This window comes from Nocardia sp. NPDC050712 (assembly GCF_040654295.1).
Taxonomy (GTDB): domain Bacteria; phylum Actinomycetota; class Actinomycetes; order Mycobacteriales; family Mycobacteriaceae; genus Nocardia.
This window is the reverse complement of sequence record NZ_JBFAHT010000002.1, coordinates 488,569-514,494: the sequence shown is the minus strand read 5'-3', so window position 1 is coordinate 514,494 and position 25,926 is coordinate 488,569. Positions and strand designations below refer to the sequence as shown.

Below are 25,926 nucleotides of genomic sequence, written 5' to 3'. Positions count from 1 at the left end.
CGAACCCACCACTGAGAACCGGTCGGTAGCTCACCACCCGACCACGCAGAAACTCGGCCCTGCCCGCCCTGATCCTGCTCTGAGTTGCGAGCACCGCTACACCGTCGCCTCACCCGATAGCGAATTCCGCGAGCCTGCTGGACACCACCTCCGGTTGTCCGTTGTTCTGCCGGGGCGCGGCGGTGAGCACATCGAGGTGGTTGTAACCGGGCAGGTGGATCACCTCGTCCTGCGGACTGCCGGAATCGGCGACCGGGATGCCGCCACTGCCGCGGAAGGTCAGGATCGGGTTGCGGTTCACCCCGTCGAGGTGGCGGTGATGGTGCGCGAACGACGGCGCCGAGGTCTGCTGAACATCGAGGGCCAAGCGCGTTGGGAAATACCATTCGGTGAAGTCGAGCGGCGGTTCGCAGAGGCTGCGGGCGAGTTCGGCGATGGCGGTGACTTCGCTGGCCGGGCCGGTGTAGGGGCCCGCGGTCAGTTCTGCGGTGTCGTCGTAGTCCAGCCACCGGTAGACCGTGTTCTGGTTGTATACCGTCGGCGCGGCTTTCGGCGCGTCGCCGAACATCCCCATCGCCAGTGGGCTCAGCCCGACGGCGTCGGGCACGGGGAAAGTCTTGGGCCCGACCGGTCCGCCGCTGGGGAAACCCACACTGGCTTGCAGGAAGCCGAGCGGCTGCGAGTTGTCGTCGAGTATTGCCCCGAGCACCGCCTCATTGGTCGCGTTCAGCTGACGAACATCCGGATATCCGGTCGCGAACATGGCAGCGTCCTGCGAGAGCAGGGTCCGGAGTGTCGCCGTGATATTCGCATTCTCCGGTAGCCGGCGGACGAGATCGTTGACGCCCTCCGGGCGCAGCCGCGCCGCGAGACCGGCCAAGGCGAGCAGATTGGTGGTTTCGGGATTGATCACCGCGGGCAAGCGGAGCACCGGCAACGCGGTATCGAGTTGCAGCGAAAGGTTTTCCGCTGATCCGCCGATCGGTTCGGGCAGCTCTGGAACCTGCAGCCCCCGCAGGCTGAGGCCCGCCTGGATGGTGGTGTCGAGCGCGAAATAGGCGGAGCACTGGTTGTATCCGGCGTCGTCCAGAGTTCCCGGGTCGCCGTCGAAGTCCCACTCGGCGAAGTAGCCGGTGATGAAGCCGCCCAGCGAATGTCCGCCGCACATGACCTTCTGCTTGCGTACCGCCTGATCCGGGAACTCGATTCGCAGCACCTCGTATTCGTCGCGCAGCGTCTGTGCGATGCCCTGCTCCCGCAGCCACGCCGTGGCTTCTCCCTCTGCGAAACCGCCGAACCGGCGACCGTCCACCTCCGCACCGTGAAAGTAGTAACCGGTCGCGGTGTCCAGCGAGCCGGTCCGCAGCGCGGATCGCAGTCCGGTGTGGTCCTCGAGACAGTTCGACCGCCGGTCGAGCGCCCAGAATTCGATGTACTTCCCCAGCTCCGCTGCCCGCGAAACAGTGTTGCGCGCAACGCTGTCGAAGGCGCCGGCTCCTTCGAAGATGCCGGGTTGCGCCACCAGCACCCGATCGGCGTCGGCCGCGGACCGCGGGCCGTCGGCCGACCGCCACCGCAGATAGGACAGTGTGTCGCAGGCGGCGGGGTGGGACGGAGTGCCCGCCGGCAACGGCACCGTGAGCGTGACCTTCGACGAGACCACAGCGGTGATCGGAGAGGACGTCGAATAGACCGCCTCGGTGCGCCCCGGTACCTCGCCACTCGCGACCGGGGCCGCCGCGGACGCGGCCAGCAGACCCGCCGCCACCGCGGTCGCCAACGCGGAGAGGCCATTCCGCCGAACTCGCATCCGCCCATCCTTGCTTCGAGAGACAACGCGGCTATCGAACCGCGCTGCGGCGCAGAGACTGCGGGATCGGACCAGTCTTTGGCACACTTCACAACCCGGTGGGCTCCCACCGGTCAGGATCGGACGTACTCAACCGATCCTGTCGAGAACTTCGCGCAGGACATGGGCGAAGGCCTCCGGCTGGCCCGGATAGCCGGACTCCGGGCCGGTGAAGCCGCCGTGATGACTGGGAAAGCGGACCGGCTTCTGACCGAGCTGCTCGGCGAGCGCTATCGAAGTGCGCTCGGTGACCGTGCCTGCCGACTCCACGCCGTATCCGATGACGATCCGGGTCGAGGCCGCGGCGAGAGCGTCGATGTCGGCGACATAGTCGAGGATCGGCCGGGACCGCTGCGACAGCAGCGGGTGGTCGCGGGAGCCGTCGTCCTCGGTCGGCAGGCCGAACAACGTGGGATCCGCGGCGGGCGCGGCGAAATAGTCGTCGGTGAATTCGCCCTGCCAGGATGTCATCGCGATGAAGGCCGCCATTCCCGCGCCGAAGCCTTTCGCCGCATAGGCATCGCGATACCCGGCCGCGGCACGTTCGGCCGCCGCGGCATCGGGGAGCACCGAAAGCAGCGGCGGTTCATGGGCTACCACTGTGGTCACGGCATCGGGGTGGTCGGTCACGAGCGCTAGCGCGACGATGGCCCCGCCGCTGCTGGCGAAGATCTCGACCGGGCCGGAGTCGAGGGCAGCGATGACGGCGCACACGTCCGCCGCGTGGACGGGAGCGAGGTTGTCGACCTGCCCGTCGGTGCGGACACTGCGGCCGAGACCGCGCGGGTCGTAGGTGACGACCGTGCGCTCGGGAAAATGCGAGGCGAGCGCGGTGAAACCACCGGCATCCATCGGGAGACCGATCATGAGCAGCGGCGGCCGCCCCTCGGCAGTCGGGCGTGGCCCGTGGACATCGTAGGTCAGTGTTGCACCGGGGATTTCGAGCTTGTGCGTCGTCATGCCGGTATTGACGTGTCCGGAGGTGAGAACTCATCGGCGGGTGCTGGAACTCGCCCCGAACGATTGAGCGCGCCGTTTTGTTACCAAGTGGTGGGTGGAGTCCACCCACCACCGCGAGTCGATCAGATGCTGGATAAGAGGAAGGCGGATTGCTCGAATTCCCGGTGTCGCACCGCGTGGACGAACGCGGTGTACTCGAGGTGGTCGAACAGGAGCCGGGCGGTTCCGGCGGCGGCGCGGCATTCCGGTGCGGCGCTGAATTCGTAGAAACCGCCGGGCTTTTCGGTGATGATCAGGGCACCATAATCCGGGGAGCCCGATCGTATCGCCTGTTGCAGGTCCTCGAACTGGGCGTGCTCGAGGACCAGGCATTCGCGGAGCGGGACAGGTTGTGCCGCGCTACCGCCGGGGTCGGTGAGTTTGTCGTCCCAGATGAGCGTCCGGTGGTTGTCGCGATAGACCATCACGCACGCCTGCTGTGGGGAGCTGGCGGTCGCTTTGTGGAACTGGGCGGCGGTCGGTGTCGGCAACAACATGGTGGATCCTTTCGAACTGCGCTGCCGGCGTCGGTGCCGGCAGCACGGGTGCGCGCTACGGAAGGCCTCCGATAGCGGCGAAATTGCACGGACGGGCGTAGTTGTCCAGATCGACCGGTTGGTCGGGGTGCCAGTCCGTGGCGTAGGTGATGCCGGGGTCGGCAATGGTCCACCCGTCGAAGAAGGTCTGGAACTGCTGACGGGTGCGCAGGGTGACCGGCGTGCTGGCGCCGGCGAAAATGGCGGCGCCCGCGGCCACCTGCGATTTGATCTCCGCGCCCGCGTCTTCGAGAGACACATGCGTCATCGCGATGTGACTACCGGGCGCGAGGGCATCGCGCAGCTGTGCGACGAGCTTGCCGGGTTCGCTGGCGTCGGTGATCCAGGGCAGTACCGAAACCAGCAGCAGTCCAACGGGTTCGGTGAAGTCGATCAGGCGCTGGGTGTCGGGGTGCGCGAGGATGCGGGCCGGGTCGCGCAGATCGGCGTCGACCATCGCCGCGGTGTCCCCCACGCCTTGTTCACGCAGCAGGTCGCGGGCGCGGTTGATCGCTTCCTCGTCGTTGTCGACGTACACGACGCGACTGCCGGGCGCGAGCTCCTGCGCGACCTCGTGGGTGTTGCCGCCGGTCGGCAGACCCGACCCGATGTCGAGGAACTGGCGAATTCCGTTGCCCACCATGTACTTGACGGCACGGGCGAGAAACGCGCGATTGTGCTGCGCCCACATCGGGTAGAAGGGGATGTCGGCGTAGAGCCGGTGAATGAACGGCAGATCCGATTCGAAGATCACCTCGCCGGTGACCATGTGGTGATAGATGCGCGCGGAGCTGGGCTTGTGGGTGTCGATCTGGCGGGGCTCGAAGTCACTGTCGGACATCGTGTTTCCTATGCGGTTGAAGTGGTGCCGGGTTATCGCTGAATGGTCGGTCGGCTGCGCAGCCCACGGACCAGGTGTTCCATGAACTGACGGGAGTCGTGCGGGCTCAGGGCGGTCATCGTCAGGCGGCTGAAGATCTTGTCGCGGATCGCGACCGCGGGTTTGTCGTCGATGTAGCGGATCTCGCCCTGTGCTTCGATGACGGCCATCTCGAGATCGCCCGCGGCACCCGGGGAGGGCACTCGAACCAGGATGTAGCGGTCCTCCATCCCCGCGCCGGGCGCTTGGTGGGTGAACGGCATGACCTGGATCTGGATGTTGGGGCGCTTGGACAGCTCGAGGAGGTGGGCGATCTGGTCGAGCATCACCGCGTCGCCGCCGTAGGCGCGGCGCAGGCAGGACTCGGACAGGATCGTGTGGAACTCGGGCGCTCCCCGCTTCAGCAGGATGCGCTGGCGCGCGACTCGGGCTTGCACGTAGTCGTCGACGGTGACCGCGTCCGGATCCTCGGGATCGGGTTGCAGGGGTTCGTGCAGCGCGCGGATGTAGTTTTCGTGCTGGAGCAGGCCGGGAACGATCTCGGATCCGGTCTCGCGTAGTCGATCCGCCACGTCCTCCAGGTCGACGAGCAGTCGCAGTTCCTCGATGTAGGCGCGGCGGTAACCGGTGTTCCAGAATCCGCGGCGGTGGCTGTCCTCGCGCAGATCGAGCAGGATCCCGATGTAGCCGCCGTCGGTGACCCCGAGCTCTCTGACCAGCTCGTCGAGCGCTTGCGCGCTCAGGTTGCCGGTGCCGGCGATCACCGCCGCGATGCGCGACTGGCTGACCCCGATCATCTTGCCCGCCTCGGCCTGGGTGGTGCGGGCCCGGCGCAGGATCGCGTCAATTTCTCGACCTAGCAGCACTTTTCGTGCGGTTCGTGCCATGGTTCCCACCGTATCGGGATGCTGTGTGGCGGATGCCATCAGTTTCGCAATCCTGATTATCAGGTTAGATTATCAACCACGATTATTTGGCGAACAAGTCGAAGGGTGAGTCCACACTGTGACCCACCTTGCGGCGCAAGAAGAGTGGGCCCACTCATGGACGTCACCGAGCTCGACACCGCGCACGGCACCCCCGATACCGAGACCGCGACCGGCTGGGGCGAGCGCCTGCGGATCTATCGCCGCGCGGAATTAGGGCTCAGTCGTGCGGATTTCGCCGAGCTGGTCAACGATCGGGCCCGGCGCGACGGCATCAACGTCGCCTGCTCGGAACGTCATGTCGCGCGCTGGGAACTCGGCGAGGTGCGCAGGCCGAGCAAGGTCTACCGCGCGCTGCTGACCGCACTCGGCGCGCCGGTTCCGGAGGCGCTCCTGTCCTCCTCGGCCTCGAATGTCAGGTTCGCGCGCGACGAAGTGCCCGCCGCGCCCCGATCCCGCAGTGCCGGTACAGGTCACAGCCCGGATTCGACCTTGCTGGAAGCGCTCGCGTCCGCCGTGGTCGGCGCGCCTGACATCCTGACACCGTGGTTGCCCGTCCTCGATGACTCCGAGATGTCAGGTGACACAGCCACACTCGATCTCGATACCGTGTGCAGCACCACGGTGGGATTGCGCGAACTCGACCAGCGGCACGGTGGTGGTGCGATCGCCTACGCGGCGGTCGGCCTGCTGAAATCGGCGACCGCGCTTTTGGCCCGACATCGTGGGCACGCACTCGCGCACGCGCTGCTGGTCGCCACCGCCGACCTGGCCCGCCTGATCGGGTGGGCCTACCACGACATCGGTGATCAACATCGCGCCCGCCAATACGCCGTCATGGCACTGATTTCCGCGCGGCGGGCCGGGGCGGACAGCCTCGTCGCGTCGACGCTCTACGTGCTGGGGCGGATCAGCTTGATCGAGCGCGACCCGCGCGCCGCGCTGCGCATGTTCCAACTCGGGCAACTGCCCGCGCAGGACGCCCCCGGCGGCGGGGAATCCGCCCGCTTGTACGCCAACGAGGCGTGGGCGCACGCCATGATGGGCGACGCTGCCCGGATGCGGACCGCGCTCGCGCGCGCCGAAGAGGAGGTGGCCCGGGCCGGCGACCTCATCGACCCGTGGACCCAGGTGTTCTTCACCCCCGGCGAATTCACCGGGATGCAGTCGGTCATCTACAACGAGTTCGCCCTGACAGCACGCGGTCAGACCGCGGAGCACTACACATCCGCCGCCATCGATGCCGCCCGGGCCTCGCTGGCCGGGCCCGCGCCGGAACGGCCGGCCCGCAGCATCCTGTTCGACAACATCACCATCGCCACCGGCATGTTCCGGCTCGGCCAGATCGACGAGGCCATGTCCTTCGCGACCAGCGCCCTGGCCTTGACGAACCAGGTCGACAGCGGACGCGTCGGCGACCGGCTGCGGCAGATGGTGCACGCCGCGACCCTGGCGTCCTCGCGCTCCGATGTCCGGGACATGTGTCATGCGATCCGCCGGACGGCCCGAACCGCCCGGCGCACGCCACGTCCGATGTCCGAATACCGGCTCGCGACCGCATAGCAATCTGCCCTGTCGAATGTCATTGTCGCAGAGATCATTTGAGGTTCTACTCGTTGTATGACTCGCACTATCCCGAGAAGTGGCTGCCCGGACCGGGCCAGGCGTCGACGCGCGGCATGTGTGTGATGGGCAGCCCGAGGCAAGCCGGCATCTCCACGACGCCGGGGAACCGCACCCTGGACGGGGCACGAGACCGAACCGCAGAGGGATTGCTGGAGGCGCGCCAGCTCCTGCTCGCCGTCGCCGGAAATCTACAGGGCGGCTCGCCGCTGATCGACTGGGCCCGCGAACTGGCCGATCTGCACTCGACCTTGGTCACCGCCGCGGTGTCGACCATCCGCCGGCCGGCCGACTTCGATGCCACCGCCACCTACGGTCTGGTCGACACCGTCATCGGACTGATCGACGAGTGGTCGGCCTACCATCTCCCGCGCCCCGCCTTCGGCCGCCGCCACACCCATTCCCTCGGCGAGGTGATCAGCCACGTAGCCGGCACCTACGCGCACGTGCAGTGGACGCTGCGCCACGCCGAGAGCGCCGAACAGCAGCACCACGCCACCCTGCGCTTCGCTCAAGTCCAGGAGGGCTATGCCGATCTCGTCGACGAGATCCGGGCACTACGTGTCGTACTACCGCTGGGGCAGGGCGCCCGGCCCACCTGAACTCCGAGCGGTTTTCGGGGCCCGCGGCGCCTCGTTCGCGGCGGGTGTTCCCGCGCCGTTTCGAAATTCGACGCGGCGCGGGAATCGATGGTCCGCTCCTGCGGGCCGTTGGCGTGAGAGGCTGGGTGGGTGTCCGATTCCCAGGAGTTAGTGCTGTGGACGTACCTGGTGGAGATCACTCATCCGGGTGATCTGCATAGATTGTGGTGGGCTGTCGCCAGCACCGGCCACCGCGCTCAGGTAGCCGCGGCGCTGGACGAGCTCGCCACCCGGGTGAGCCGGGAGCCGGATTCGTCGCAGGCGCAGTGGTGCCGCTACCGCTGCGAGATTCGCGACGACACCGGGGTTCTGGTGCACGAGCACACCGCGCTGCTACCCGTGCAGGCGCTGGCGGCCACGCTGGCCGCCACCGCGAGCCGGGCCGCCGACCCCGATCCGGTCCCCAAGGCCTGAGACCGCGGCCGGCGTGCGAAGCTATGCGGCGCAGCCGATCGCGCGGCCGGCGGCCGCGGGAACACCGTGCCGGTTGACGCAGTCGAGTCCCTCACCGACGTCGATCACACGCCAGTGCGTGTTCCCGTTCACCTCGGAGTACTTGAACAGGTACATGACGGGATGGAGCGTGCCCTCCGGCTGGCTCGTCGCCGACGCGTAGTTGCCGCTACAGCGGGCGTTCTGGAGGTCGGCCAGGGGATATTTGGGCGTGCCCGTCATTCGCAGTGTGGTGATCAGATATTCACGGGTGACATCGGCGCACGGATTCGCCTGCGCCGGCGGGTCGGTAGGTGCGGTCGGCACCAGCGTCGTCTTGGTGGCGGGAATCTCGGCGGGCGCGGTGGCCTCGGGACTCGAGGTTCCGGGCTCGGTCTCGACAGTGGTCACGGTGGCAGGCGCGGTTACGGAAACGGTGCTCGATGCCGAGGGTCCGGCCTCCGAGGCGCCCTCGCCGCCACACGCCGTGAGAGCCACCCCGAGGGTGGCCGTCGCGGCCGCGAGCAGAACAGATCGGGTCACTTTTCCTCCGCGGTAGAGGCCGCCCAGTTGGCGGCCGCTTCCAGAACATCTGAGCGAGTACGAATTTCATTACATAGGCGAACTATGAGCGCCGCCGGACGTACGCTGGCACTGTCCCAATGGTTCAGTCGTTGAACACAATTGAGGTAGCCATGCGTCAGCCGACCCGCGCGGACAAGTTCTCCTTCGGACTGTGGACGGTGGGGTGGCGCGGCGTCGACCCCTTCGGCGCCGCCACCCGGCCCGCGCTGGAACCGGCCGAGGCGGTCCATCGACTCGCCGAGCTCGGCGCCTACGGCATCACCTTCCACGACGACGATCTCTTTCCCATCGACGCCACCGAAACTCAGCGCCGCGCCCACATCGACCGATTCCGCGCGGCCCTGACCGAGACCGGGCTGGTGGTGCCGATGGTGACCACGAACCTGTTCAGCCACCCTGTCTTCAAAGAGGGCGGCCTGACCGCCAACGACCGCGGCATCCGGCGCTTCGCCCTGCACAAGGTCCTTCGCAATATCGAACTCGCGGCCGAACTCGGCGCGCGCACCTTCGTGATGTGGGGCGGACGCGAGGGCTCGGAATACGACAGCGCCAAGGACGTGCGCGCGGCCCTGGACCGCTACCGCGAAAGCCTCGACCTGCTCACGCGCTTCGTGCTCGACCGGGGTTACGACATCCGGTTCGCGCTGGAGCCCAAACCCAATGAGCCGCGCGGCGATATCTTGCTGCCCACCGTCGGTCACGCGCTCGCTTTCATCGCCACCCTCGAACACGAGGAACTCGTCGGCGTGAATCCCGAAGTGGGACACGAGCAAATGGCGGGCCTGAATTTCACCCACGGCATCGCCCAGGCGCTGTGGCACGGCAAGCTGTTCCACATCGACCTCAACGGCCAGCGCGGCATCAAATACGACCAGGACCTGGTCTTCGCCCATGGCGATCTGATGAACGCCTTCAGCCTTGTCGACCTGCTCGAGCACGGCGGCCCGAACGACTCCCCCGCCTACGACGGCCCCCGCCACTTCGATTTCAAACCCAGCCGGACCGAGAATATCGACGGCGTCTGGGAATCCGCCGCGGCCAATATGCGCAATTACTTGCTCCTCGCGGACCGGGCCCGGGCCTTCCGCGCGGATCCGGCGGTCCGGGAGGCTCTCGACACCGCGGGCGTCGGCGAACTACGCACGCCGACATTGCGTCCCGGGGAGAGCTACGACGAATTGCTCGGCGACCAGGCGGCGGCCCACTTCGACATCGAGAAAGCGGGCGATCGCGGCCACGGACTCGTCCGCCTGAATCAACTCGCCCTGGAACATCTGATTGGTGCGCGATGAGGTTTGCCCTTGCGTAACTTGGCTATTCCGCTAGCGGTGCCATCGGCGGCGAGGCCGGTGCCATCGCCGGAAACGAGGTCGGGATGGCACACGCAAGAATTCCGCTGGCGGCGATACAGGTGCGCTGGTGCGCGCGCGACTCGATGTTCGTGGCCTGGTCCGATCGCTGCCCCGATCTCGAGCACGCCGATCCCTGGTCTTCGCTGGCCGCGGTCGAGGGCTTGCTCGACGCGATCGGCCGGCACCCGGCGCGGCTAGCTCCCCCGCGAGTCCCGGCACACCCGGAAACCGGCCGGCCCTGCGACGTTCACCATCGCGGCGAGACCGCGCGCGGCACTTGAGAACCGGAACTCACCACGAACGCGGCTCGGGCATGGCGGGTCTCACGATTTCGGGCAACGCGGCAGCCGCGACCAGACCATTCCAATCGAGCCCGCTCTCCTCGACCAGGCGGCGCAGCAGCAGCCATGCCGACCAGGCGTCGCAGCCGGCGTGGTGGTGCCGATACTCGGGGGGCAGGGGCTCGTTCAACGAGGCGTAGTCGAGCAGGGCGCCGAGTGCGTAGCTGGGCCGGTCGGGCCACACGGCTCTGGCCAAGCGCAGGGTGTCGAGCACCATGGGTGGCTTCCAGTCGGGCAGGTGCCGGGCCAGGGTCTGGTATTCGACAGTCGCGTTGTGCGCCACCAGGATCCGGTCGAACAGCGCGCGGCCGACAGTGGGCGCGACCGTGATCCAGGTGGGGCAGCCGATGACGTCTTTGTTCCTGATGCCGTGCACCTGGTGCGTCGCGAACGGAACGATCGGATGCTGGGGGCGGACACGGCAGGAGTTGATGGTCTCGGGGGTGACCGTGGCGCCGTCGACCGGAATGATGGCGATCTCGACGATCTCCTGCGGGTGATAGCCATTGCCCTCGACGTCGACCACGACGATATCGCGCCCCCGCAGCACAGCGGGGACCCCGGTGTCCGTGGTGGTCACAGCGATGCCTCCGGCGGGCTCCGCACCGGCCGTACTGCGTTCAACAGGCGGGCCATCCTCTCCTCGAGTCTCCCTCTATTACACCCCAATCCGGAGGTGGGTGTCGGGCGGACTCGGCAAGCACGGTTGATCACCGAGATCGAGGGCCCGCTCTCACCGGAAGAGGGCGTCGATAATGATCACCGAGCCGGCGCCGCCGCTGCCACCGCCTACCGATCCGGAGTTGGCGATCTGGCGCGTGCCGAACACGATCTGCTGACCCGCGCCGGGGCCGCTCATGACGCCGAGGGTGCTGATGGCGTTCTGGCCCACCGGTGAAGTGACCCAGTTGCCCGAGACGACGCTGACCGATCCGTCGGACCAGGCGATGGTGCCGCCGGCCGGGTTGCCGCCCGCGCCGGTACCGGACGAACTGCCGGTGACGACATTGAATGGATAACTGATGTTCAGCATGCCGCCGGTGATGCCGGGCAGCTGTGGGCTGCCACAGTCACTGAGTCCGCCGGTGACGTTGGTGTTCATCCCGGCGCTGCCGCTACCCGGGACGTTGGTGGTGGTGAGCTGGCCGCCGAAGCAACCGCCGGTGACGGGATCGGCTGTCGCGGTGCCGGCTAGACCGGTCAGCACCGGGAGCGCGAATGTCACACCGAACAACACTGCTGTCAAGCGCTGGTATCGCATTTTTGTACCTTTCGCCGTGATGCGAACCCGTCGCATCTCGAGGGCAGTACGAACGACAAAATCCATCGTAGGCCCGTATTTCGGGGGCATACGACGGAGAATGTGCCCCAGCGGGGGCCATATTCCAGCGGCGAGAAACAGCTGAGTGGGCGGCGCCCAGTCCGGGCGCGCACCCACTCAGCGGGAAGAGCCGATCAGTTGCGGAAGGCGTCCTTGACCTTCTCGCCGGCGTCCTTGAGGTTGGACTTCACCTGGTCGCCCTTGCCCTCGTTCTTCAGGTCCTGGTCGTCGGTGGCCTCGCCGAACTTTTCCTTCGCCTTACCGGCGAGGTCGTCAGCTTTGTTCTGGGCCTTGTCAGCTGTGCTCATTGTCTAACCCCTTTCGTCGGGTTCGACCGACCATGCCTTGTTCGGGCCGATCGTGTGGCGGGTAACCCGTCTGCGCCGTCGCAAACACCGAGAGGGCCACACAGTGGGATACCCGACATTCCCCTCGACCCGAGGCCGTCTATCCGGAGTATTCAGCCGCGATTGCCACATGATAGCTACGTAACCGACTCCGAGGAGAGGCACTGCGATGAAACGTCTGGTGAGGACAGCTACCGCCGTAGCGGGGATGGCCGTGGCGGTGGTCTCGATGACCGGTGCCGCGGCCGCGGCGCCCGAGGGATCGGCCTATTTCAATTACGGCGGCAAGAATTGCGCGATCACTCCCGACGGGGTCATCGGGTGTGACGGGTGGCAGCAGGTCCAGGTGTTCTCGGTACCCATCGGCGGCGGCATTCCGATTTCGGTGCCCGCGCCGCAGTCGATTCAGGACGCGGGCGGCATGCGGCCCAGCTACGACTTCGGTCAGCCCTTCACCCAGCCCGGCGGCAATCCCGACTTCTTCGCCGTCGCCAACGACAGCGGCCCCTTCGGGCCGCGCCTGTCCCATGCCGGGGCGTTCTGCGAGATCAGCTTCCGCGGCTGGTTCCGGTGCGTCCCGCGCGGGGCGTGATCCCTTTCAGCGCAGAGAAATCCGACAACAGAAGGAGAGCCCGTTGAAACGCTCGCTGACAGTTCTCGCCGGCATCGCCCTGCTCTTCGGCGCCGCGGCATGCTCGGACGATTCCACGCCCTCCCCCGCACCCAGCAGCACGACCCGCCCGAGCACCACCACCGCCGCGTCGACCACCCCGGCGACCACCACGCCCGCGCCGGCGACCACGACCAGCGGCCAGCCCGGCGCCGACGGCTCGACCGGTAACAATCTCGGCGCGGAATACTGTGCGAAGAACCAGGATCCGGGCTGTCCGCCGGGCAGCTACATCGGCCCGGACGCCATTCAGAACCCGAACGGCGACGGTACCTGGGTGCCGTGCGAAGGCACGATCTGCACCAACCCCAACCACGGCGCCGGCCCGGAAACCACACCGGTACCGACCAGCCCGCCGGTCGAAACAACCTCCCCGCAGAACTCCGCGCCGGTCGAAGGCGCGGCCTGCGAGGGTGACGGGCGCTGGGTCCACCTGGATGGGGACAACGCCGCGCACTACGGCACCGAATGGCTCTGCCGGCACTGACCGACCTACCGGTACCTCGAGACCGAACCGGGCCCGCGCGACTTCCGCGCGGGCCCTTTCTCGTCAGCACCCCCGAGTATTGACTCAGACACTGCGATAATGCCACTATCTGAATAGCACTCAGATCCAGAGCGGGCCAGAATTGCTCCCGCAGAAGGAGACTCTTCGATGTCGCAGGTCTTCGGTCGCCAGGATGCACCCACCACGGCGGCACAACCGCCACCCGATCGACTCGACAAGCTCGCGGTCGCGCTGACTCGGCCCGGCAACATCAGACGCTGGTACGCGCTGGTCATCGCCTTCTGCACGGCGTTGATGGCCGTGGCCTACGTGGTGATCGCGCATATCCTGCCGGAGGGCTCGGACATCGCGGGCACCGTGGAGTTCTACGAGAAATACAACACGCTGCTCCGCGTCGTCTCGGCCGGGCTCGCCCTGTTGTTCCTGGTGGGCGCGATGTGGTCGGCGGCGTTCATCGGGACGCTGTGGGCCGCCGATACCAGCCGGAATCGGGTCTACACCTGGACTGCGATCTTCAGCGAGATCCTGGTCCTCTGCTTGTTTTTCGCCGAATCCGGCATCTTGGCGAGCACCGTCCTGCTTTCCGGCAACGCACCGGACTCGGTCATCCACGCCCTCCACATCACCGTGGCTGTCTCGGCCGCCCTGCTGGGCCCGGTCTGGGTTCCCTTCGCGCTGGCGGCACTGCTGATCTCCCGGCGTTCGGGCCTATTCCCGACCTGGTTCAACAAGCTGTGCGTCGTCGTCATCGTGATCGACCTGTGCACCATCACCGGCGTCTTCACGCTGTCCGGGCCGCTGAACGGAGCGAACGGCATGGTCGGCGCCTTCGCCGGCGTCCTCAGCCCGGTCGTCTGGGTCGGCGGCGCCATCGCCTGGGAGGTCGTGGAGTGGGCGCAGCATCGCACCCGGCAACTCGGCACCGCACCCGCCGGCAACTGAGCACTCCCCGGTACCCACCGGAATCCGACTCGGAGGAAACGCATTATGACCGAAGGTCCGCAGTACGAGGTCGCCGTGATCGGCGCCGGCCCGGGCGGGATCGCCGCCGCGGCGAAACTCCGGATGGCCGGAATCGACGACATCATCGTCATCGAACGCGCCGACGACGTCGGCGGCAGCTGGCACGAGAACAACTATCCGGGAATCAGCGTCGACGTGCCGTCGACCACATACCAGTACTCGTTCGCACGAAATCCGCACTGGTCCAGGTTCTTCGCGCCCGGGGCCGAGGTGCAGAAGTACCACGCGGACGTCGCGCGGGAATACGGCCTCTACGAACGGATCCGGTTCGACAGCAACGTCGAACGCGAGATCTGGGATGACGAAAAACGTTTCTGGGCACTGCATCTCGACGACGGCTCGGTAGTCACCGCGCGGTTCCTGATCAGCGCCATCGGCTCGTTCGTGCGCCCTCGGGAAGACGTCGGGATTCCCGGAGCGAAGTCGTTCCGCGGCAAGGTCCAGCGGCCGTCCTCCTGGGACAACGACTTCGACCTGGCCGGGAAGTCGGTGGGCATCATCGGCACCGGCGCGAGCGCGGTCCAGATCATCCCGGCGATCGCACCCGAGGTGGCCGCGCTGACCGTCTTCCAGCGCACCCCGGTCTGGTCGGTGCCGAAGCCCGACTTCACGGTGCCGAAGGCGATGCAGGCCGCGCTCGCGGTGCCGGGTGTGTCGGCGGGTCTCAACGGCGCCGCCTTCGTCCTGGTCGACGTGCTGCTGCGCTTCGTCAGCAAGACGCCGATCGACACCTTCCGCCCGCTCGCGGACAAGTTCGACGCGTTGATGATCGCCGGCTATCGCCGATACGTCCGGCTCGTCGTCAAAGACCCCGCTACCGCTGAGAAACTGACCCCCGACTTCGGGGTGCTCACCAAGCGCCCGACGATGTCCACGGGTTACCTGCCCGCCTACAACCGTGACAACGTCACGCTGATCACCGACCCGATCGAGAAGATCACCCCGACCGGCATCAAGACCCGCGACGGCGTGCTGCACAAGCTCGACGTCCTCATCCTGGCCACCGGCTACGAGGTGTTCTCCGACCCCGAAACCTACCGTCCGGGAACGATTGTCGGCCGCGACGGCTTCGACCTCGCCGAGTTCTACCGCACCGCGGGTCTGCAGGCCTACCAGAGTGTCTCCGTGCCGGGTCTGCCGAACCGGTGGACGCTGGTCGGCCCCTACTCCTGGAGCGGCACCAGCTGGCATGCCTTCGTGGAGACGACCTCCGACCACGCCGTGCGCGCGATCACCGAGACCCGCCGCCGCGGCGCGGCGGTCTGCGAGGTGCGCAAGGAGGTGGCCGAGGAATACCACCGCACGGTGCACCAGCGTGCCGAGGGCGTGCGCTACTACCTGTGCGAGCTCAACGGCCATGTGCCGACCTACTACCGGAACTCGCAGGGCGACAGCACCTATATCCGCCCGGCGGGGTTCTTCGAGGCCCGTCGCCAGACCCGGAAATTCCCGCTCGACGACTACCGCTACGAGGTGGTGCCGAGCATCGAATCCGGTATCGGCGCAACGGTTCCGGACGCTCCGGAACACAGCGCGGCCCAGGCCTGACGGCCTGTCCCCGAACAGTCGAATCAAGAACGGAACAAACAGTGAGTTCGAATGCAACGGAGCACTCGGCGGCCCCCGCAACGCCCCAGTTCGAAGCCGTGGTGATCGGCGCGGGCGTCGGCGGTATCGCGGCGGGCTGCCAGCTGACGCGCGCCGGTATCGAGGATTTCGTGATTCTCGACCGCCGCGCCGACTTCAGCGGGACCTGGATCGCGAACACCTATCCCGGTGTCGCGCTGGATGTCCCGTCCACCTCCTACGAATTCACCTTCGCGCCGAACCAGTGGTCGCGGGTGTTCGCCGAGGGCGCCGAGGTGCAGCAGTACTGCCAGCGGGTCGCGCGCGAGCACGGCCTCTACGAGCGGGCCCGCTTCGGGGTCTCCGTCGAGCGCGAGGTGTGGGACGACGACAATGGTTACTGGACAGTGCATCTCGTCGGCGGCGAGACGCTGACCGCACGGTACGTACTCAGCGCGACGGGCTTCTTCCTCGAACCCCGATCGAACGCGGGAATTCCCGGCGTGGACGAGTACACCGGGAAGCTGATGCACTCCGCGGGCTGGGACCACTCCTTCGACTACCGGGGCAAACGCGTCGCGGTCATCGGCACCGGCGCCAGCTCGATGCAGATCGTGCCGTCGATCGTGGCCGAGGTCGACCATCTCGATGTCTATCAGCGCACCGCCACGTGGTGTTTTCCCAAGCCGGACTTCGCATTCGGCTTGCTCGGCCGCCGATTGATGCGCTCGCGGCGGTTCCACCACCTCGCCTACATGGCGAACTGGTACGTCTATCAGGCGATCGTGGTGGCCGCCGAAAAGCTGCCGAAGCGAGCGGCTTTGGCGGTCGTGGCGGCTCTGGAGAACACCCTGCGGGCCGCCTACCGGCTCTATCTGCGGTTCCAGGTCACCGATCGGCAGGCGCGCCGCGCCCTGGTGCCGCGGCACGGCTTGATGGCGAACATGCCGACCTTCGGGCGCGGGTTCCTGCAAACCTTCAGCCGGCCCAACGGGCACCTGGTGACCACGCCGATCGAGCGTTTCACCGCCGACGGCATCCGCACGGCGGACGGCGCGGACCACCCGTACGACATGATCGTCCTGGCCACCGGCTTCGAACCCGCCTCCGAGCCCGAGTCCTTCCCGATCGGCACGGTGCTCGGCCGGGACGGCTTCGATCTCGGAGAGTTCTACCGCGCCAACGGAATGCAGGCCTACGCGGGTGTCACCATCCCCAAGATGCCCAACCGCTGGTTCCTCTACGGCCCGTACGGCTGGAACGGCGTGACCTGGGTCAGCATGATGGAGAACGCCGCGCTGCACGTGGCCCGGGTCATCGCCGCGGCCAAGGCGAACAACGCCGAGGTCGTCGAGGTCACCCCGCGGGCGCACGACGCCTGGCACCGGGCGATGGCGACGAACCCGTTCACGCTGGTCGCCCAGGAGTATCTGGTCGAACGTCAGGTCAAGCGGCACAACGTGCGCAGCTACTTCTCCAACAGTCGCGGTGAGGCACCGATTCTGCGCCCCTCGCTCGGCTTCCGCGATTCCCTGTGGGATCACAGCGAACGGTTCGACCCGCGCGCCGACTACGGCTTCCGCGCGGCCGGGCAGCAGAAGCTCGAAAACCACGACGCCGCTTGACAACCCGGATCGGACAGCTGATGAGAATTCCCTTTGTAGGACCGGTGGCGAACCAGCGCGGGCGGGTCGTCCTGGTGACCGGCGCGGGCAGCGGCATCGGCCGGGCGATCGCGCTGCGCCAAGCCGCCGCGGGCGACATCGTGCTCGCCACCGACATCGATCTCGGCGCGGCCGAGCAGACGGCGAAGCTCGCCGACGGCGCCTGCCACGCCTTCACACTCGATGTGCGCTCCCCCGAGCAGTGGACGGAGCTGACGGACGCGGTGATCGCCGAGTTCGGGGTGCCCGACATCCTGGTCAACAACGCGGGCATCGCCCTGGGCGGGGCGTTTCTCGACCAGACCGCGCAGGACTGGGAGAAGATCCTGTCGATCAACGTGTACGGCATCATCCACGGCTGCAAGATCGTCGGTTCGAAGATGGTGCAGCGCGGCCGGCCCGGCCACATCGTCGTGATCGCCTCCGGCGCCGCATGGACGCCGAACCGGGTCGCGCCCTCTTACTCGACGTCCAAGGCTGCGGCCTTGATGATCGCGGAGTCGCTGCGCACCGAACTGGCGCCGAAGAATATCGGGGTCAGCGCGATCTGCCCCGGCGCGACCCGGACCCAGCTCGCGGCGAACGCCACCCTGATCGCCACGGATGGCGCGGCGACCGAGGATGTCCGGGCGGACTTCATGGATGTGCAGTCGCGGTATGCCTTCGCCACACCGGACATGGTCGCGCGCGCGGTGCAGTACGCGATCCGTTTCAATCTCGGCATCGTGCCGGTGAATTTCGACGCGACCCTGGCCTGGGTGCTGCACCGGATCTCGCCCGCGCTGATGCGGGCGATCTGCTCGATCCCCACCATGAAAATGGCGGAGGGGGTCGCGCGGGTCGCGACCGATCGCCTTCCGGCAAACGTCAAATTCCACCGGGATTAGGCCGTTCGCCGCCGAGGGATGTCGTGCGTCAGCCGGCCGCCGGCGCTTCGGTCAGCCCGGCGGACGCGCCGAGGCGTTGCAGCCAGAATTCGATGGTCGTGACGAGGATGTCGGTGGAGCGGTCGTTCTCGACGCCGCTCACCGCGCCGACAGCCAGCCCGACGGCGGTACCGAGCACACCGTAGACCGCGTCCTCGAGCACCTGTTCGCTGTGCGGAGCTCCTTCGGGCAGGTGATCGAGGATCAGCACCCGCCCCGCCTCCACGAAGCGCTCACAGGCTTCGACCGTCGCCGCCCGCTGCTCCGGGTCACGCAGCACGCTGATGCCGTACTCGGCGGCCAGCACCAAGGGCGCTTCCTCGCTGCGCAACTGGGTGTCCCACCAGGTCGCGATCGTCGCGAGCCGCTGGTCCAGCGATCCGTCGGTGGCCGCGATGGCGCCGGCCAGCCGCGACATCCGCGTGCTGCCCCAGCTGCGCAGCACCTCGAGGCAGAGATCTTCCTTGCCGTCGAAGTTGCTGTAGACCGCGCCGATAGTGCGTCCGGCCTCGGCGGCGATGGCGGCCAGGGAGGTGGCGTGATAACCGTTGGCGTAGAACAATCGCTCCGCGGCCTCGATCAATTCTTCCCGCGTCAGTGCCTGGCTTTCGGCCCGGGTCAGCACCTTACGAGCGGCCACTGCTTCCTCCATGGTCGATGATCGACATTCCAGGTACCGACACTATCCAGATTTGTGCAGATTACCAACGAACGGCCGCCGACCGGGATCGCCATCACAGCTTGGCGGAACCAGTTGCCAGCGTCCGTCCGATTTCGGTGACCGGCGGATCGCCATAGATCCATTCCCGGGCGATGCGGTGCCAGTTGCCGGTGGCGACGAGTTGTCCCAGCACTCCGAAGGTCAGAAAATCGGCACGGCGTGAGAAGACATGTTCCGGCGGTAGCTTCTGGTGGCGCATGGCGCTGAATTCCGTCGCGCGCGGATCGATCGCCGAAACCAAGGCGCCGGTAGCCAATTCGGGCGTGACGGTGATTTCCTCGTCGGCCAGATGCCAGGCGGACGCCGCCCAGACATACTCCAGGCAGTCGGCCGGACCTACCGCTGATTCGGGGTCGAGGATGCCGCGCTCCAGCAGCAGCGCGTACAGATCCTCCGCCCGCCGCTCGGCCGCGGCACGGCCGATCCGCCGCTCGAATTCGAGATCGTCGGGGCTCATCCGGTTGTACAGGCCGAAATCGATGAAACCGACCCGGCCGTCGTCGGTGAGCAGAATATTGCCGGGGTGCGGGTCACCGCAGAATTCGCCGCGCTCGAACAGCGACCCGATATAGAACCGGTAGATCAGCTCCCCGATTCGATCACGGTCGGCATCGGCCAGGGTTTGCATGTGCGCGAAGGGTTTCGACGGCAGGAACTCGGTCACCAGGACCCGATCCGTGCAGTGCTCGAGCACGCTGTCCGGCACCACGATGAACGGATGCCCGCGATAGTGCGCCGCGACCAAGTGCTGAGTGTGCGCCTCGCGGCGATAGTCGAGTTCGGATTCGAGGTTCCGGCGCACCTCCTCGATAATGGCGCCCCCGCTGAGCGCCGGCCACATCGAGGCGCCCAGTTTCGCGAACAGGGCCAGATTGCGCAGATCGGATTGGATCGCCTTCTGCACGCCGGGATACTGCACCTTCACCGCGACCGCACGGCCGTCCCGCAGCACGGCCCGATAAACCTGACCGATGGACGCGGCGGCGATGGGCTCCTCGTCGAAATCCCGGAATACCGAACCCAGCGCACCCAATTCGGCCTCGAGCGTGGCGCGCATGGTGGCGAACTCCAGCACCGGGGCCTGGTCTTGCAGTACCGCGAGCTTCGCGCGGAATCGCTCGCGGCGCGCCTCGGGGACCAGTTCCAGATCGATGACCGACAGCATCTGGCCCAGCTTCATCGCCGCGCCCTTCATATTGCCGAGCACGTCCACCAGTTGCTCGGCCGCGTCCAGGGTCGAGCGCTGGCCGAGGACCTCGCGGGCCTGCTCCGAACGGCCGATCATGGCCAGGCGCGCGGTCGCGCCGCGAGCCGCCTGCCCGGCCGCGAGCATGCCGAGTTTGCGGCCCCGGGCAACCCGGCCCTTCGGAATCCGTTCGGCTGCCATCGGCGTCTCCAACCCCTGTCGATCTGCTAGCGGGCGGCCGGATCCCGCACCGTCGCCGCCGCGGCCACACGCTGCCGTCCGGCCCGGCGGCGGTTCGTGGTCGCGGCCCCCTCGAGCGCTACCGTATCCGACAGGTGCCCGGTGGCAACCAGCCCGCGCACCGTGGCATCGGACAGATAGCCGAGGACATCCAGCAATTCCGGGACCGCCCTGCCCTCGATGATCAGCGCACAGACGCGCGCGAGTTCACGCTCGTCGAGGCCCTCGAACACCGCACTGCTCATCGGTCCGGCGAATTCGGCGTCGATCCGGCCCAGCAACGACAACGCCGCGGCGACGGTCTCGGGCTCGCCGGCCGCCACCGTGGCCGCCAGGCGCGTCCGCCGCGCCGGCGGAGCCGCCCGCAGGATCCGGTTCAGCACCTCGGTGCGCGACACCATCGCCGCGGTGCGCACGATGGCCACGTCGTCCTGGACGTGCCGCTCGAACTCCCGGATGTGCTCGTCGGTGGCGTACTCGACGAACCGGGCGGCGGTGAGATAGTCCCGGCGGCGCAGCAGCTCGTCGGCGGTCGGAACCAGCAGGGTGAAGGGCAGTTTCGGCGCGAAGAACGGGATCACCCGCGGGTCGACGTAGGGCGCCGCGTCCGCCAGATACCCGGAGGACATCCGGACCATCAAGGTCGCCGCCCGATGCTGGTGGTCCATGCCCACCGCGCCCCCGGCCCGCCCGGCCACTTCGGACGGCACCGCTTTCATCGCCACGGTGGCGGCCAGCGCGTCCGGAATCAGCGGGGCGAGCTTACTGACCCGGGTGAAAACCGTTGCCAGCGCGTCGAACAGCGCGCTGGATAGACCAATGCGCAGCTCTTCGACCGTGTCCGCGCCGAGCCGCTCGAGGCCGCGCAACTGCTCGGCGTCGACCTCGAGCAGCTGTGCCAGCATCGTGATCTGCGCGCGAGTTACCAAGTCGGACATGCTCTCTCACTTCCCGAACAGAATCGCACGCGCCGGGATGCGCAGCAGGCGCGGCAGGATCTTCAGCGTCTCGTCGATCGCCGCGTCGAGGCTGCGGCGCTGGGCGCTCTCGGCGCGGCGGAGGAGACCGAGGAGCTGCTCGGCCTCCGCCGCCGTCAGCTCCGCCGCCGCGTCGCCCGACGCGCCCAGGGCGGCCCGCAATGCCGCTCGATGGTCGGTCACCGCGGCACCTTCCTCTCCGAACCGTCTCGGTTCACGTTGTGGCCCAGTGTTTTCCGGTCAGGCCGAGGTCTTCTCGGCCCAGGCCGCCGCATCCTTCGCCGCCGCGCGCGCGAGTTCGCCGCGCATGAACGCGCCGATGTCGGCGATCGCGTCCCGCGCGTCCGGCAGGATGTCGGCGGCGACCTGGAAGACGTGTACCGCCTGTTCCCAGAGCTGCAATCTCAGCGGAATGCCGGCCGCGGCGTAGCGCTGGGCCAGCAGTTCGGCATCGGCGAGCAGTACCTCGCCCGCGCCCACCTGGATCAGCGCCGGCGGCAGTCCGGCGAAGTCGTGGTTGACCGGCGACAAGAGCGGGTCGAGCAGGCCGTCCACCGCGATGCCCCACTGCGCCGGCATGCCGAACACCGCGCCGCGCAGGATCGCCTCGGTGTGATCGTTGGCGTGGGCGATCTTGCCGGTGACGTCGTAGTCGGCCCACGGCGCGAGCGCCACGATCGCCGCGGGCATGGGCAGGGCCTGTTCGCGCAGGACGAGCGCCAGCGAGAACGCCAGTCCACCGCCCGCCGAGTCACCGGCGAGGATAATGCGCTGCGCGGGAATGCCCTGCTCGAGCAGATGCCGGTAGCCGGTGAGACAGTCCTGCACCGACTCGCGCACGTGGGCCCGCGGGATCTGGCGATAGTCCACATTGAGCAGCGGCACACCCGCCGCCGCGGCGATCCGCGCGACCATCCGACGGTGCGTGTTCAGTCCGCAGGAGACCAGCCCGCCGCCGTGCAGGTACAGGATGGCCGCCGGCTCGGCCATCTCCGCCGGGGCGGAAACCGACGCGGGCAGTACCCATTCGGCCCGGCAGTGCTCGAATCGCACCGGCTCGATCCGGGTGCCCCGCGCCGGGCGCAGCGGCACGGCGAGCAGATCGAAGTTGTTGGCGATGAACAACATCTGGCGCGGCGTGAGCCAGCCGCGCTCGTTCACCTGAATGCACAATTCGAAGAAGCGGCGCAGCGTCGCGTACGCCAGGGCATGCACGGCGCGTTGCCGGCGGCTGGCCCGACGCGGCAATTCGGCCATGATCACTCGATCGGCGGCGGTGACGGTGTCGACGGTCATGTCCTTCCCTTTCAGACCGAGGCCAGCGGGCGGTCGCCGGTCTCGGCGGGCGCGAGGCTGCGCGAGTAGCGGTAATGGTCGAGGGGGAAATGTTTGTTGCCCCACCACATTTCGAGGTGGGTGCTGGGCCGGATCGCTGCGGCGTCACCCTGGTAGTTCACGTAGTAGGTGTTGGAGCCCGCACAGGCGTCCGACAGCCACAGCGTTTTGGCCGCGCGCAGCCGGTACTTCTCGTAGTAGGCGTCGTGCGCCTCCTGCTTGATCTCCACCCGGGTCGCCCCGCGACGGCGGGACTCGGCGATGGCGCGGGCAGCGTGGCGGCTCGTGCATTCGATCATCGCGAGATAACTGCCCGCGGCGAAGCCGTAGGGCCCGGTGATCAGGAAGGCATTCGGGAAGCCCGGGCACGAAACACCTTGGTAGGCCTGGAATTTGTGTTCATCCCAGAACTCGTTGAGGTCGACGCCGCCGACGCCCTCGGTGCGGAACGGCGGTGTCGTGCCTTTGCCCATGACCTTGAAGCCGGTGGCGCACACCAGGACATCGACCTCGTGTTCGGTGCCGTCTTCGGTCCGCACTCCTTTCTCGGTGATCTCGACGATCGGCGTCGTCACCAGCCGCACGTGCGGCTGCGTGAAGGTCCCGAGGTACCGATTCGACACCGAGGGCCGTTTGCAGCCCGGCGCGTAGTGCGGCGTCAGCTGTTCGGCGAGTTCGGGATTGCCGCGCAGCCAGGCGCGATATCCCGCCGCGCCACCACGCTCGAGCGCCTTGGCCAGGAACGGCACCCGCTCGTGGAATACGCCGATGCCGGTGATGCCGAAGTCGATGCCCACGGTGACCGCCGCGCGCACGGTCCGGCGCAGCGCCGGGATGTTCAGCAGGGCCGTGCGCACCGCGTCCGGGATCGGGAAATCGGGTTTCGGCGCGACCCAGATCGGGGTGCGCTGGAAGACGGTCAGCCGCGCGGCGACATCCGCCAGCTCCGGAATCAGTTGCAGCGCGGTGGCCCCCGTCCCGATGACCGCGATCCGCTTCCCGGCGTAGTCGAAGTCGTGATCCCAGCGCGCGGTGTGCACGACTTTGCCGCCGTAGCTGTCGAAGCCGGCGATATCGGGCAGCGAGGGTACTTCCAGCGCGCCGATCGCACCGATCATGTAGCGGGCCACCAGCGTCTCACCGCCCGCGAGTTCGATGCGCCAGACCTGCTGCTGTTCGTCCCAGGCGGCGCCGACGACGGTGGCCCCCAGCCGGATTCGGGACCGCAGCTCGAAGGAGTCCACCATCTGCTCGGCATACTGCTGCACCTCCGCGCCGGGTGCGAACATCCGCGACCAGCGCTGCGGCGGGGCGTAGGAGAAGCTGTAGTAGATCGACGGGATGTCCACGGCCACACCGGGATAGGTATTCGCCCACCAGGTGCCGCCGACGCCGTCGTTCTTGTCGAGGATCAGGAAATCCTCGATGCCCGCCTTGCGCAGCTCCACGGCGGCCCCGATGCCGCCGAAACCCGCTCCGACGATGAGTACTTCATGATCCAGGCGCACACTCACGAGCCGACCTTTCCTTTGACGAGCTGGTCCAGCAGCGGTTTGCCGAGTTCGAGCAGCTTGTCGGCGCGCTCGAAGGACAGGACCGAGGGGATGACGCGGGCCAGCGTCGGCGAGAGCCGGAGCAGGCCGTAGATGAACCAGGCCTCCGGATTGACCGGCACCACGGCCCAGTTGTGGCGGACCGAACGCTCGATGACGCGGGCCACCTTGTCCGGGCCCGCGTAGGCGATATCGGCCTGCAGGCTGCCCACCTGCTCGCGCCACTGCTCCTGCTCCGCCGCGCTGACACCGTTGCGTTCACCGTGCGCCAGCAGGTTGGTCTGGATGACGCCCGGGCAGATGGCGGTGACGCCGATATCGTGCCGGCGCAATTCGATGCGCAGCGACTGGGTCGCCATCAGCACCGCGGCCTTGACGACGCCATAGGCGGGATCGAGTTTCGAGGGCAGGAACGCGGCGGCCGAGGCCAGGTTGACGATGTGGCCCCGCACCCCGGCATCGATCATCAGCCGGGCGAAGACCCGGGAACCGTAGACGACGCTCATCAGGTCGATGTCCACCATGCGCTGCCACTGCGCGACCGTGGTCTCGACGAAGCCACCCAGATCCATGACGCCGGCGTTGTTGACCAGTACGTCGGCCCAGCCGAATTCCGCGCGGACCCACCGCCCGAAGCTCTCCCATTCCGCTTCGCTGCGCACATCCAGCCGGTAAGCGCGAGCCTGCCCGCCGGCCGCCTCGAGCTCGCGCACCACCGCCTCCGCGCCGAGTTCGTCGATGTCGGCGACGATCACCCGATTTCCCTTGCGGGCGAACAGCTTCGCGGTCTCGCGGCCGATGCCGGCCGCCGCGCCGGTGATGACGATCGTTCTCATCGCAGACCTCCGAGGACCTTGCCGGACAGTTCGACCGCCTTGTCGGCCAGCGGCATCCGCACCAGCCCGCTCAATCGGCGGACCAGGCCGGGCGAGAGCCGATAGCCGTACCAGGCCGCCCAGGCCTCGACACCGACCGGCACGGTGGACAGATTCCAGCGCACCGCGCGCTCGATGGCGGCGGCCACCCGGTCGGGCGAGCGGGGCGAGAAGAATTGCTGCCCGGCGTCCAAGCGGCGTGCCCAGCCGGCACTGGATTCGGAGTCGACACCGGCCCGAGATCCGTTGGCCGCCAAGCTGGTCCGGATCAATCCGGGACAGATGGCGCTGACCCCGATGCCCTGCGGGCCGAACTCCGCCCGCAGCGCCTGGGTGCCGAGCCATACGCCCGCCTTGGCCGTCACGTACGAGGGCGCGACCGCGTTGGGCAGAAACGCGCCACAGGACGCGACATTGACGATGTGACCGGGCTTACCGGCCGCGACCATCCGCTGCACGAAGGTGCGCGAGCCGATCAGCGGGCTCATCATGTTGACCTGGATCATCCGGCGCCAGTCCGCGCCGGACTGCTCCAGGAAGCCCCCGCCGATCAGAATGCCCGCGTTGTTCACCAGGATGTCCGGAACTCCGAACTCGCCACACACCGAGTCCGCGAAGGTTTCCCATTCCTCGGCGTCGGCCACGTCGAGCCGACGGAACACGGCCTGGCCGCCCGCGGCGCGGATCAGCGCGACGGTTTCCTCGCCGGTCGTCTCGTTGATGTCGGACACGATCACCGTGAAACCCTGCCGGGCGAACCGCTGTGCGGTCGCCCGGCCGATGCCACTGCCGGCACCGGTCACCACCGTCACTCTCACCTGCGGATAGGCCATCTTCGACTCCCTTGTCG

Annotated in this window: 27 protein-coding genes and 1 pseudogene; 11 read left to right on the top strand and 17 right to left on the bottom strand. The window is 67.7% G+C overall.

Annotated features, from left to right (window positions below; translation table 11 throughout):
* Positions 1-109 precede the first annotated feature (109 nt).
* From AB0H76_RS12795 to AB0H76_RS12775, 5 genes are all read right to left on the bottom strand, one after another.
* Positions 110-1,810: a hypothetical protein gene (locus AB0H76_RS12795; protein ID WP_357321803.1), complete on the bottom strand. Its 1,701-nt coding sequence runs from the start codon at positions 1,808-1,810 to the stop codon at positions 110-112.
* Positions 1,811-1,939: 129 nt separating this feature from the next.
* Positions 1,940-2,809: an alpha/beta hydrolase gene (locus tag AB0H76_RS12790; protein WP_357321800.1), complete on the bottom strand. Its 870-nt coding sequence runs from the start codon at positions 2,807-2,809 to the stop codon at positions 1,940-1,942.
* A 122-nt stretch (positions 2,810-2,931) separates the two neighbouring features.
* The gene (locus AB0H76_RS12785; RefSeq protein WP_357321798.1) at positions 2,932-3,345 is read right to left on the bottom strand and encodes a hypothetical protein; all 414 of its coding nucleotides are present in this window, start codon (positions 3,343-3,345) and stop codon (positions 2,932-2,934) included.
* Between the two features lie 55 nt (positions 3,346-3,400).
* Positions 3,401-4,225: an SAM-dependent methyltransferase gene (locus AB0H76_RS12780; RefSeq protein ID WP_357321795.1), complete on the bottom strand. Its 825-nt coding sequence runs from the start codon at positions 4,223-4,225 to the stop codon at positions 3,401-3,403.
* Positions 4,226-4,257: 32 nt separating this feature from the next.
* Complete coding sequence (locus AB0H76_RS12775; protein ID WP_357321793.1) at positions 4,258-5,151, bottom strand: helix-turn-helix transcriptional regulator; 894 nt, start codon at positions 5,149-5,151, stop codon at positions 4,258-4,260.
* A 156-nt stretch (positions 5,152-5,307) separates the two neighbouring features.
* Here AB0H76_RS12775 and AB0H76_RS12770 point away from each other — a divergent pair, with 156 nt between their 5' ends.
* From AB0H76_RS12770 to AB0H76_RS12760, 3 genes are all read left to right on the top strand, one after another.
* On the top strand, positions 5,308-6,753 hold the full coding sequence (locus AB0H76_RS12770) for a helix-turn-helix transcriptional regulator (RefSeq protein ID WP_357321790.1): 1,446 nt from the start codon (positions 5,308-5,310) through the stop codon (positions 6,751-6,753).
* A gap of 53 nt (positions 6,754-6,806) precedes the next feature.
* Positions 6,807-7,415, top strand: a complete 609-nt coding sequence (locus AB0H76_RS12765) for a hypothetical protein (RefSeq protein ID WP_357321787.1) — start codon at positions 6,807-6,809, stop codon at positions 7,413-7,415.
* 129 nt (positions 7,416-7,544) lie between these two features.
* Positions 7,545-7,868 carry a hypothetical protein gene (locus tag AB0H76_RS12760; protein WP_357321784.1) on the top strand — a complete coding sequence of 108 codons (324 nt, stop codon included), beginning with the start codon at positions 7,545-7,547 and terminating at the stop codon, positions 7,866-7,868.
* 21 nt (positions 7,869-7,889) lie between these two features.
* Here AB0H76_RS12760 and AB0H76_RS12755 read toward each other — a convergent pair whose 3' ends face one another.
* Positions 7,890-8,429: a hypothetical protein gene (locus AB0H76_RS12755; RefSeq protein WP_357321781.1), complete on the bottom strand. Its 540-nt coding sequence runs from the start codon at positions 8,427-8,429 to the stop codon at positions 7,890-7,892.
* Between the two features lie 152 nt (positions 8,430-8,581).
* Here AB0H76_RS12755 and xylA point away from each other — a divergent pair, with 152 nt between their 5' ends.
* On the top strand, positions 8,582-9,763 hold the full coding sequence (gene xylA, locus AB0H76_RS12750) for a xylose isomerase (RefSeq protein WP_357321778.1): 1,182 nt from the start codon (positions 8,582-8,584) through the stop codon (positions 9,761-9,763).
* A gap of 83 nt (positions 9,764-9,846) precedes the next feature.
* A complete protein-coding gene (locus AB0H76_RS12745; protein WP_357321776.1) occupies positions 9,847-10,104 on the top strand; it encodes a hypothetical protein in 258 nt (85 codons plus the stop codon).
* Positions 10,105-10,114: 10 nt separating this feature from the next.
* Here the strand turns inward: AB0H76_RS12745 and AB0H76_RS12740 are convergent, their stop codons facing one another.
* The 3 genes from AB0H76_RS12740 to AB0H76_RS12730 form a co-directional block, all read right to left on the bottom strand.
* Entirely contained in the window at positions 10,115-10,744 is a 630-nt protein-coding gene (locus tag AB0H76_RS12740; protein ID WP_357321773.1) for a 3'-5' exonuclease, read from the bottom strand.
* A gap of 153 nt (positions 10,745-10,897) precedes the next feature.
* Positions 10,898-11,389 (bottom strand): hypothetical protein, encoded by a 492-nt coding sequence (locus tag AB0H76_RS12735; RefSeq protein ID WP_357321770.1) that lies wholly within the window; start codon positions 11,387-11,389, stop codon positions 10,898-10,900.
* A gap of 230 nt (positions 11,390-11,619) precedes the next feature.
* The gene (locus AB0H76_RS12730; RefSeq protein WP_357321767.1) at positions 11,620-11,793 is read right to left on the bottom strand and encodes a CsbD family protein; all 174 of its coding nucleotides are present in this window, start codon (positions 11,791-11,793) and stop codon (positions 11,620-11,622) included.
* 208 nt (positions 11,794-12,001) lie between these two features.
* On the opposite strand from AB0H76_RS12730, the gene AB0H76_RS12725 reads away from it, so the two are divergent.
* The 6 genes and pseudogenes from AB0H76_RS12725 (at position 12,002) to AB0H76_RS12700 (ending at position 18,150) form a co-directional block, all read left to right on the top strand.
* Positions 12,002-12,424, top strand: a complete 423-nt coding sequence (locus tag AB0H76_RS12725; RefSeq protein ID WP_357321764.1) for a hypothetical protein — start codon at positions 12,002-12,004, stop codon at positions 12,422-12,424.
* A gap of 226 nt (positions 12,425-12,650) precedes the next feature.
* Positions 12,651-12,989: pseudogene (locus AB0H76_RS12720) on the top strand (hypothetical protein); the annotation flags it as partial.
* Positions 12,990-13,157: 168 nt separating this feature from the next.
* Positions 13,158-13,952, top strand: a complete 795-nt coding sequence (locus tag AB0H76_RS12715; RefSeq protein ID WP_357321762.1) for a hypothetical protein — start codon at positions 13,158-13,160, stop codon at positions 13,950-13,952.
* A 42-nt stretch (positions 13,953-13,994) separates the two neighbouring features.
* Complete coding sequence (locus AB0H76_RS12710; RefSeq protein WP_357326144.1) at positions 13,995-15,581, top strand: NAD(P)/FAD-dependent oxidoreductase; 1,587 nt, start codon at positions 13,995-13,997, stop codon at positions 15,579-15,581.
* Positions 15,582-15,622: 41 nt separating this feature from the next.
* Positions 15,623-17,224 carry an NAD(P)/FAD-dependent oxidoreductase gene (locus AB0H76_RS12705; protein WP_357321759.1) on the top strand — a complete coding sequence of 534 codons (1,602 nt, stop codon included), beginning with the start codon at positions 15,623-15,625 and terminating at the stop codon, positions 17,222-17,224.
* 44 nt (positions 17,225-17,268) lie between these two features.
* Positions 17,269-18,150: an SDR family NAD(P)-dependent oxidoreductase gene (locus AB0H76_RS12700; RefSeq protein WP_357321757.1), complete on the top strand. Its 882-nt coding sequence runs from the start codon at positions 17,269-17,271 to the stop codon at positions 18,148-18,150.
* 28 nt (positions 18,151-18,178) lie between these two features.
* Here the strand turns inward: AB0H76_RS12700 and AB0H76_RS12695 are convergent, their stop codons facing one another.
* The 8 genes from AB0H76_RS12695 to AB0H76_RS12660 all read right to left on the bottom strand — a co-directional run bounded on the left by AB0H76_RS12695 (position 18,179) and on the right by AB0H76_RS12660 (position 25,894).
* Positions 18,179-18,829 (bottom strand): TetR/AcrR family transcriptional regulator, encoded by a 651-nt coding sequence (locus AB0H76_RS12695; RefSeq protein WP_357321755.1) that lies wholly within the window; start codon positions 18,827-18,829, stop codon positions 18,179-18,181.
* A gap of 94 nt (positions 18,830-18,923) precedes the next feature.
* A complete protein-coding gene (locus tag AB0H76_RS12690; protein ID WP_357321752.1) occupies positions 18,924-20,297 on the bottom strand; it encodes an AarF/ABC1/UbiB kinase family protein in 1,374 nt (457 codons plus the stop codon).
* A gap of 26 nt (positions 20,298-20,323) precedes the next feature.
* Positions 20,324-21,274 (bottom strand): hypothetical protein, encoded by a 951-nt coding sequence (locus AB0H76_RS12685; RefSeq protein ID WP_357321749.1) that lies wholly within the window; start codon positions 21,272-21,274, stop codon positions 20,324-20,326.
* Between the two features lie 6 nt (positions 21,275-21,280).
* On the bottom strand, positions 21,281-21,496 hold the full coding sequence (locus tag AB0H76_RS12680) for a hypothetical protein (RefSeq protein WP_357321746.1): 216 nt from the start codon (positions 21,494-21,496) through the stop codon (positions 21,281-21,283).
* Between the two features lie 57 nt (positions 21,497-21,553).
* Positions 21,554-22,609, bottom strand: coding sequence for an alpha/beta hydrolase (locus tag AB0H76_RS12675; RefSeq protein ID WP_357321743.1), 1,056 nt, complete (start codon positions 22,607-22,609; stop codon positions 21,554-21,556).
* 11 nt (positions 22,610-22,620) lie between these two features.
* Positions 22,621-24,162 carry an NAD(P)/FAD-dependent oxidoreductase gene (locus AB0H76_RS12670; RefSeq protein WP_357321740.1) on the bottom strand — a complete coding sequence of 514 codons (1,542 nt, stop codon included), beginning with the start codon at positions 24,160-24,162 and terminating at the stop codon, positions 22,621-22,623.
* Positions 24,159-25,037, bottom strand: a complete 879-nt coding sequence (locus AB0H76_RS12665) for an SDR family NAD(P)-dependent oxidoreductase (RefSeq protein WP_357321737.1) — start codon at positions 25,035-25,037, stop codon at positions 24,159-24,161. Before AB0H76_RS12665 ends, AB0H76_RS12670 begins: the two co-directional genes overlap by 4 nt.
* Positions 25,034-25,894: an SDR family NAD(P)-dependent oxidoreductase gene (locus AB0H76_RS12660; RefSeq protein WP_357326141.1), complete on the bottom strand. Its 861-nt coding sequence runs from the start codon at positions 25,892-25,894 to the stop codon at positions 25,034-25,036. Before AB0H76_RS12660 ends, AB0H76_RS12665 begins: the two co-directional genes overlap by 4 nt.
* Positions 25,895-25,926: the final 32 nt, after the last annotated feature.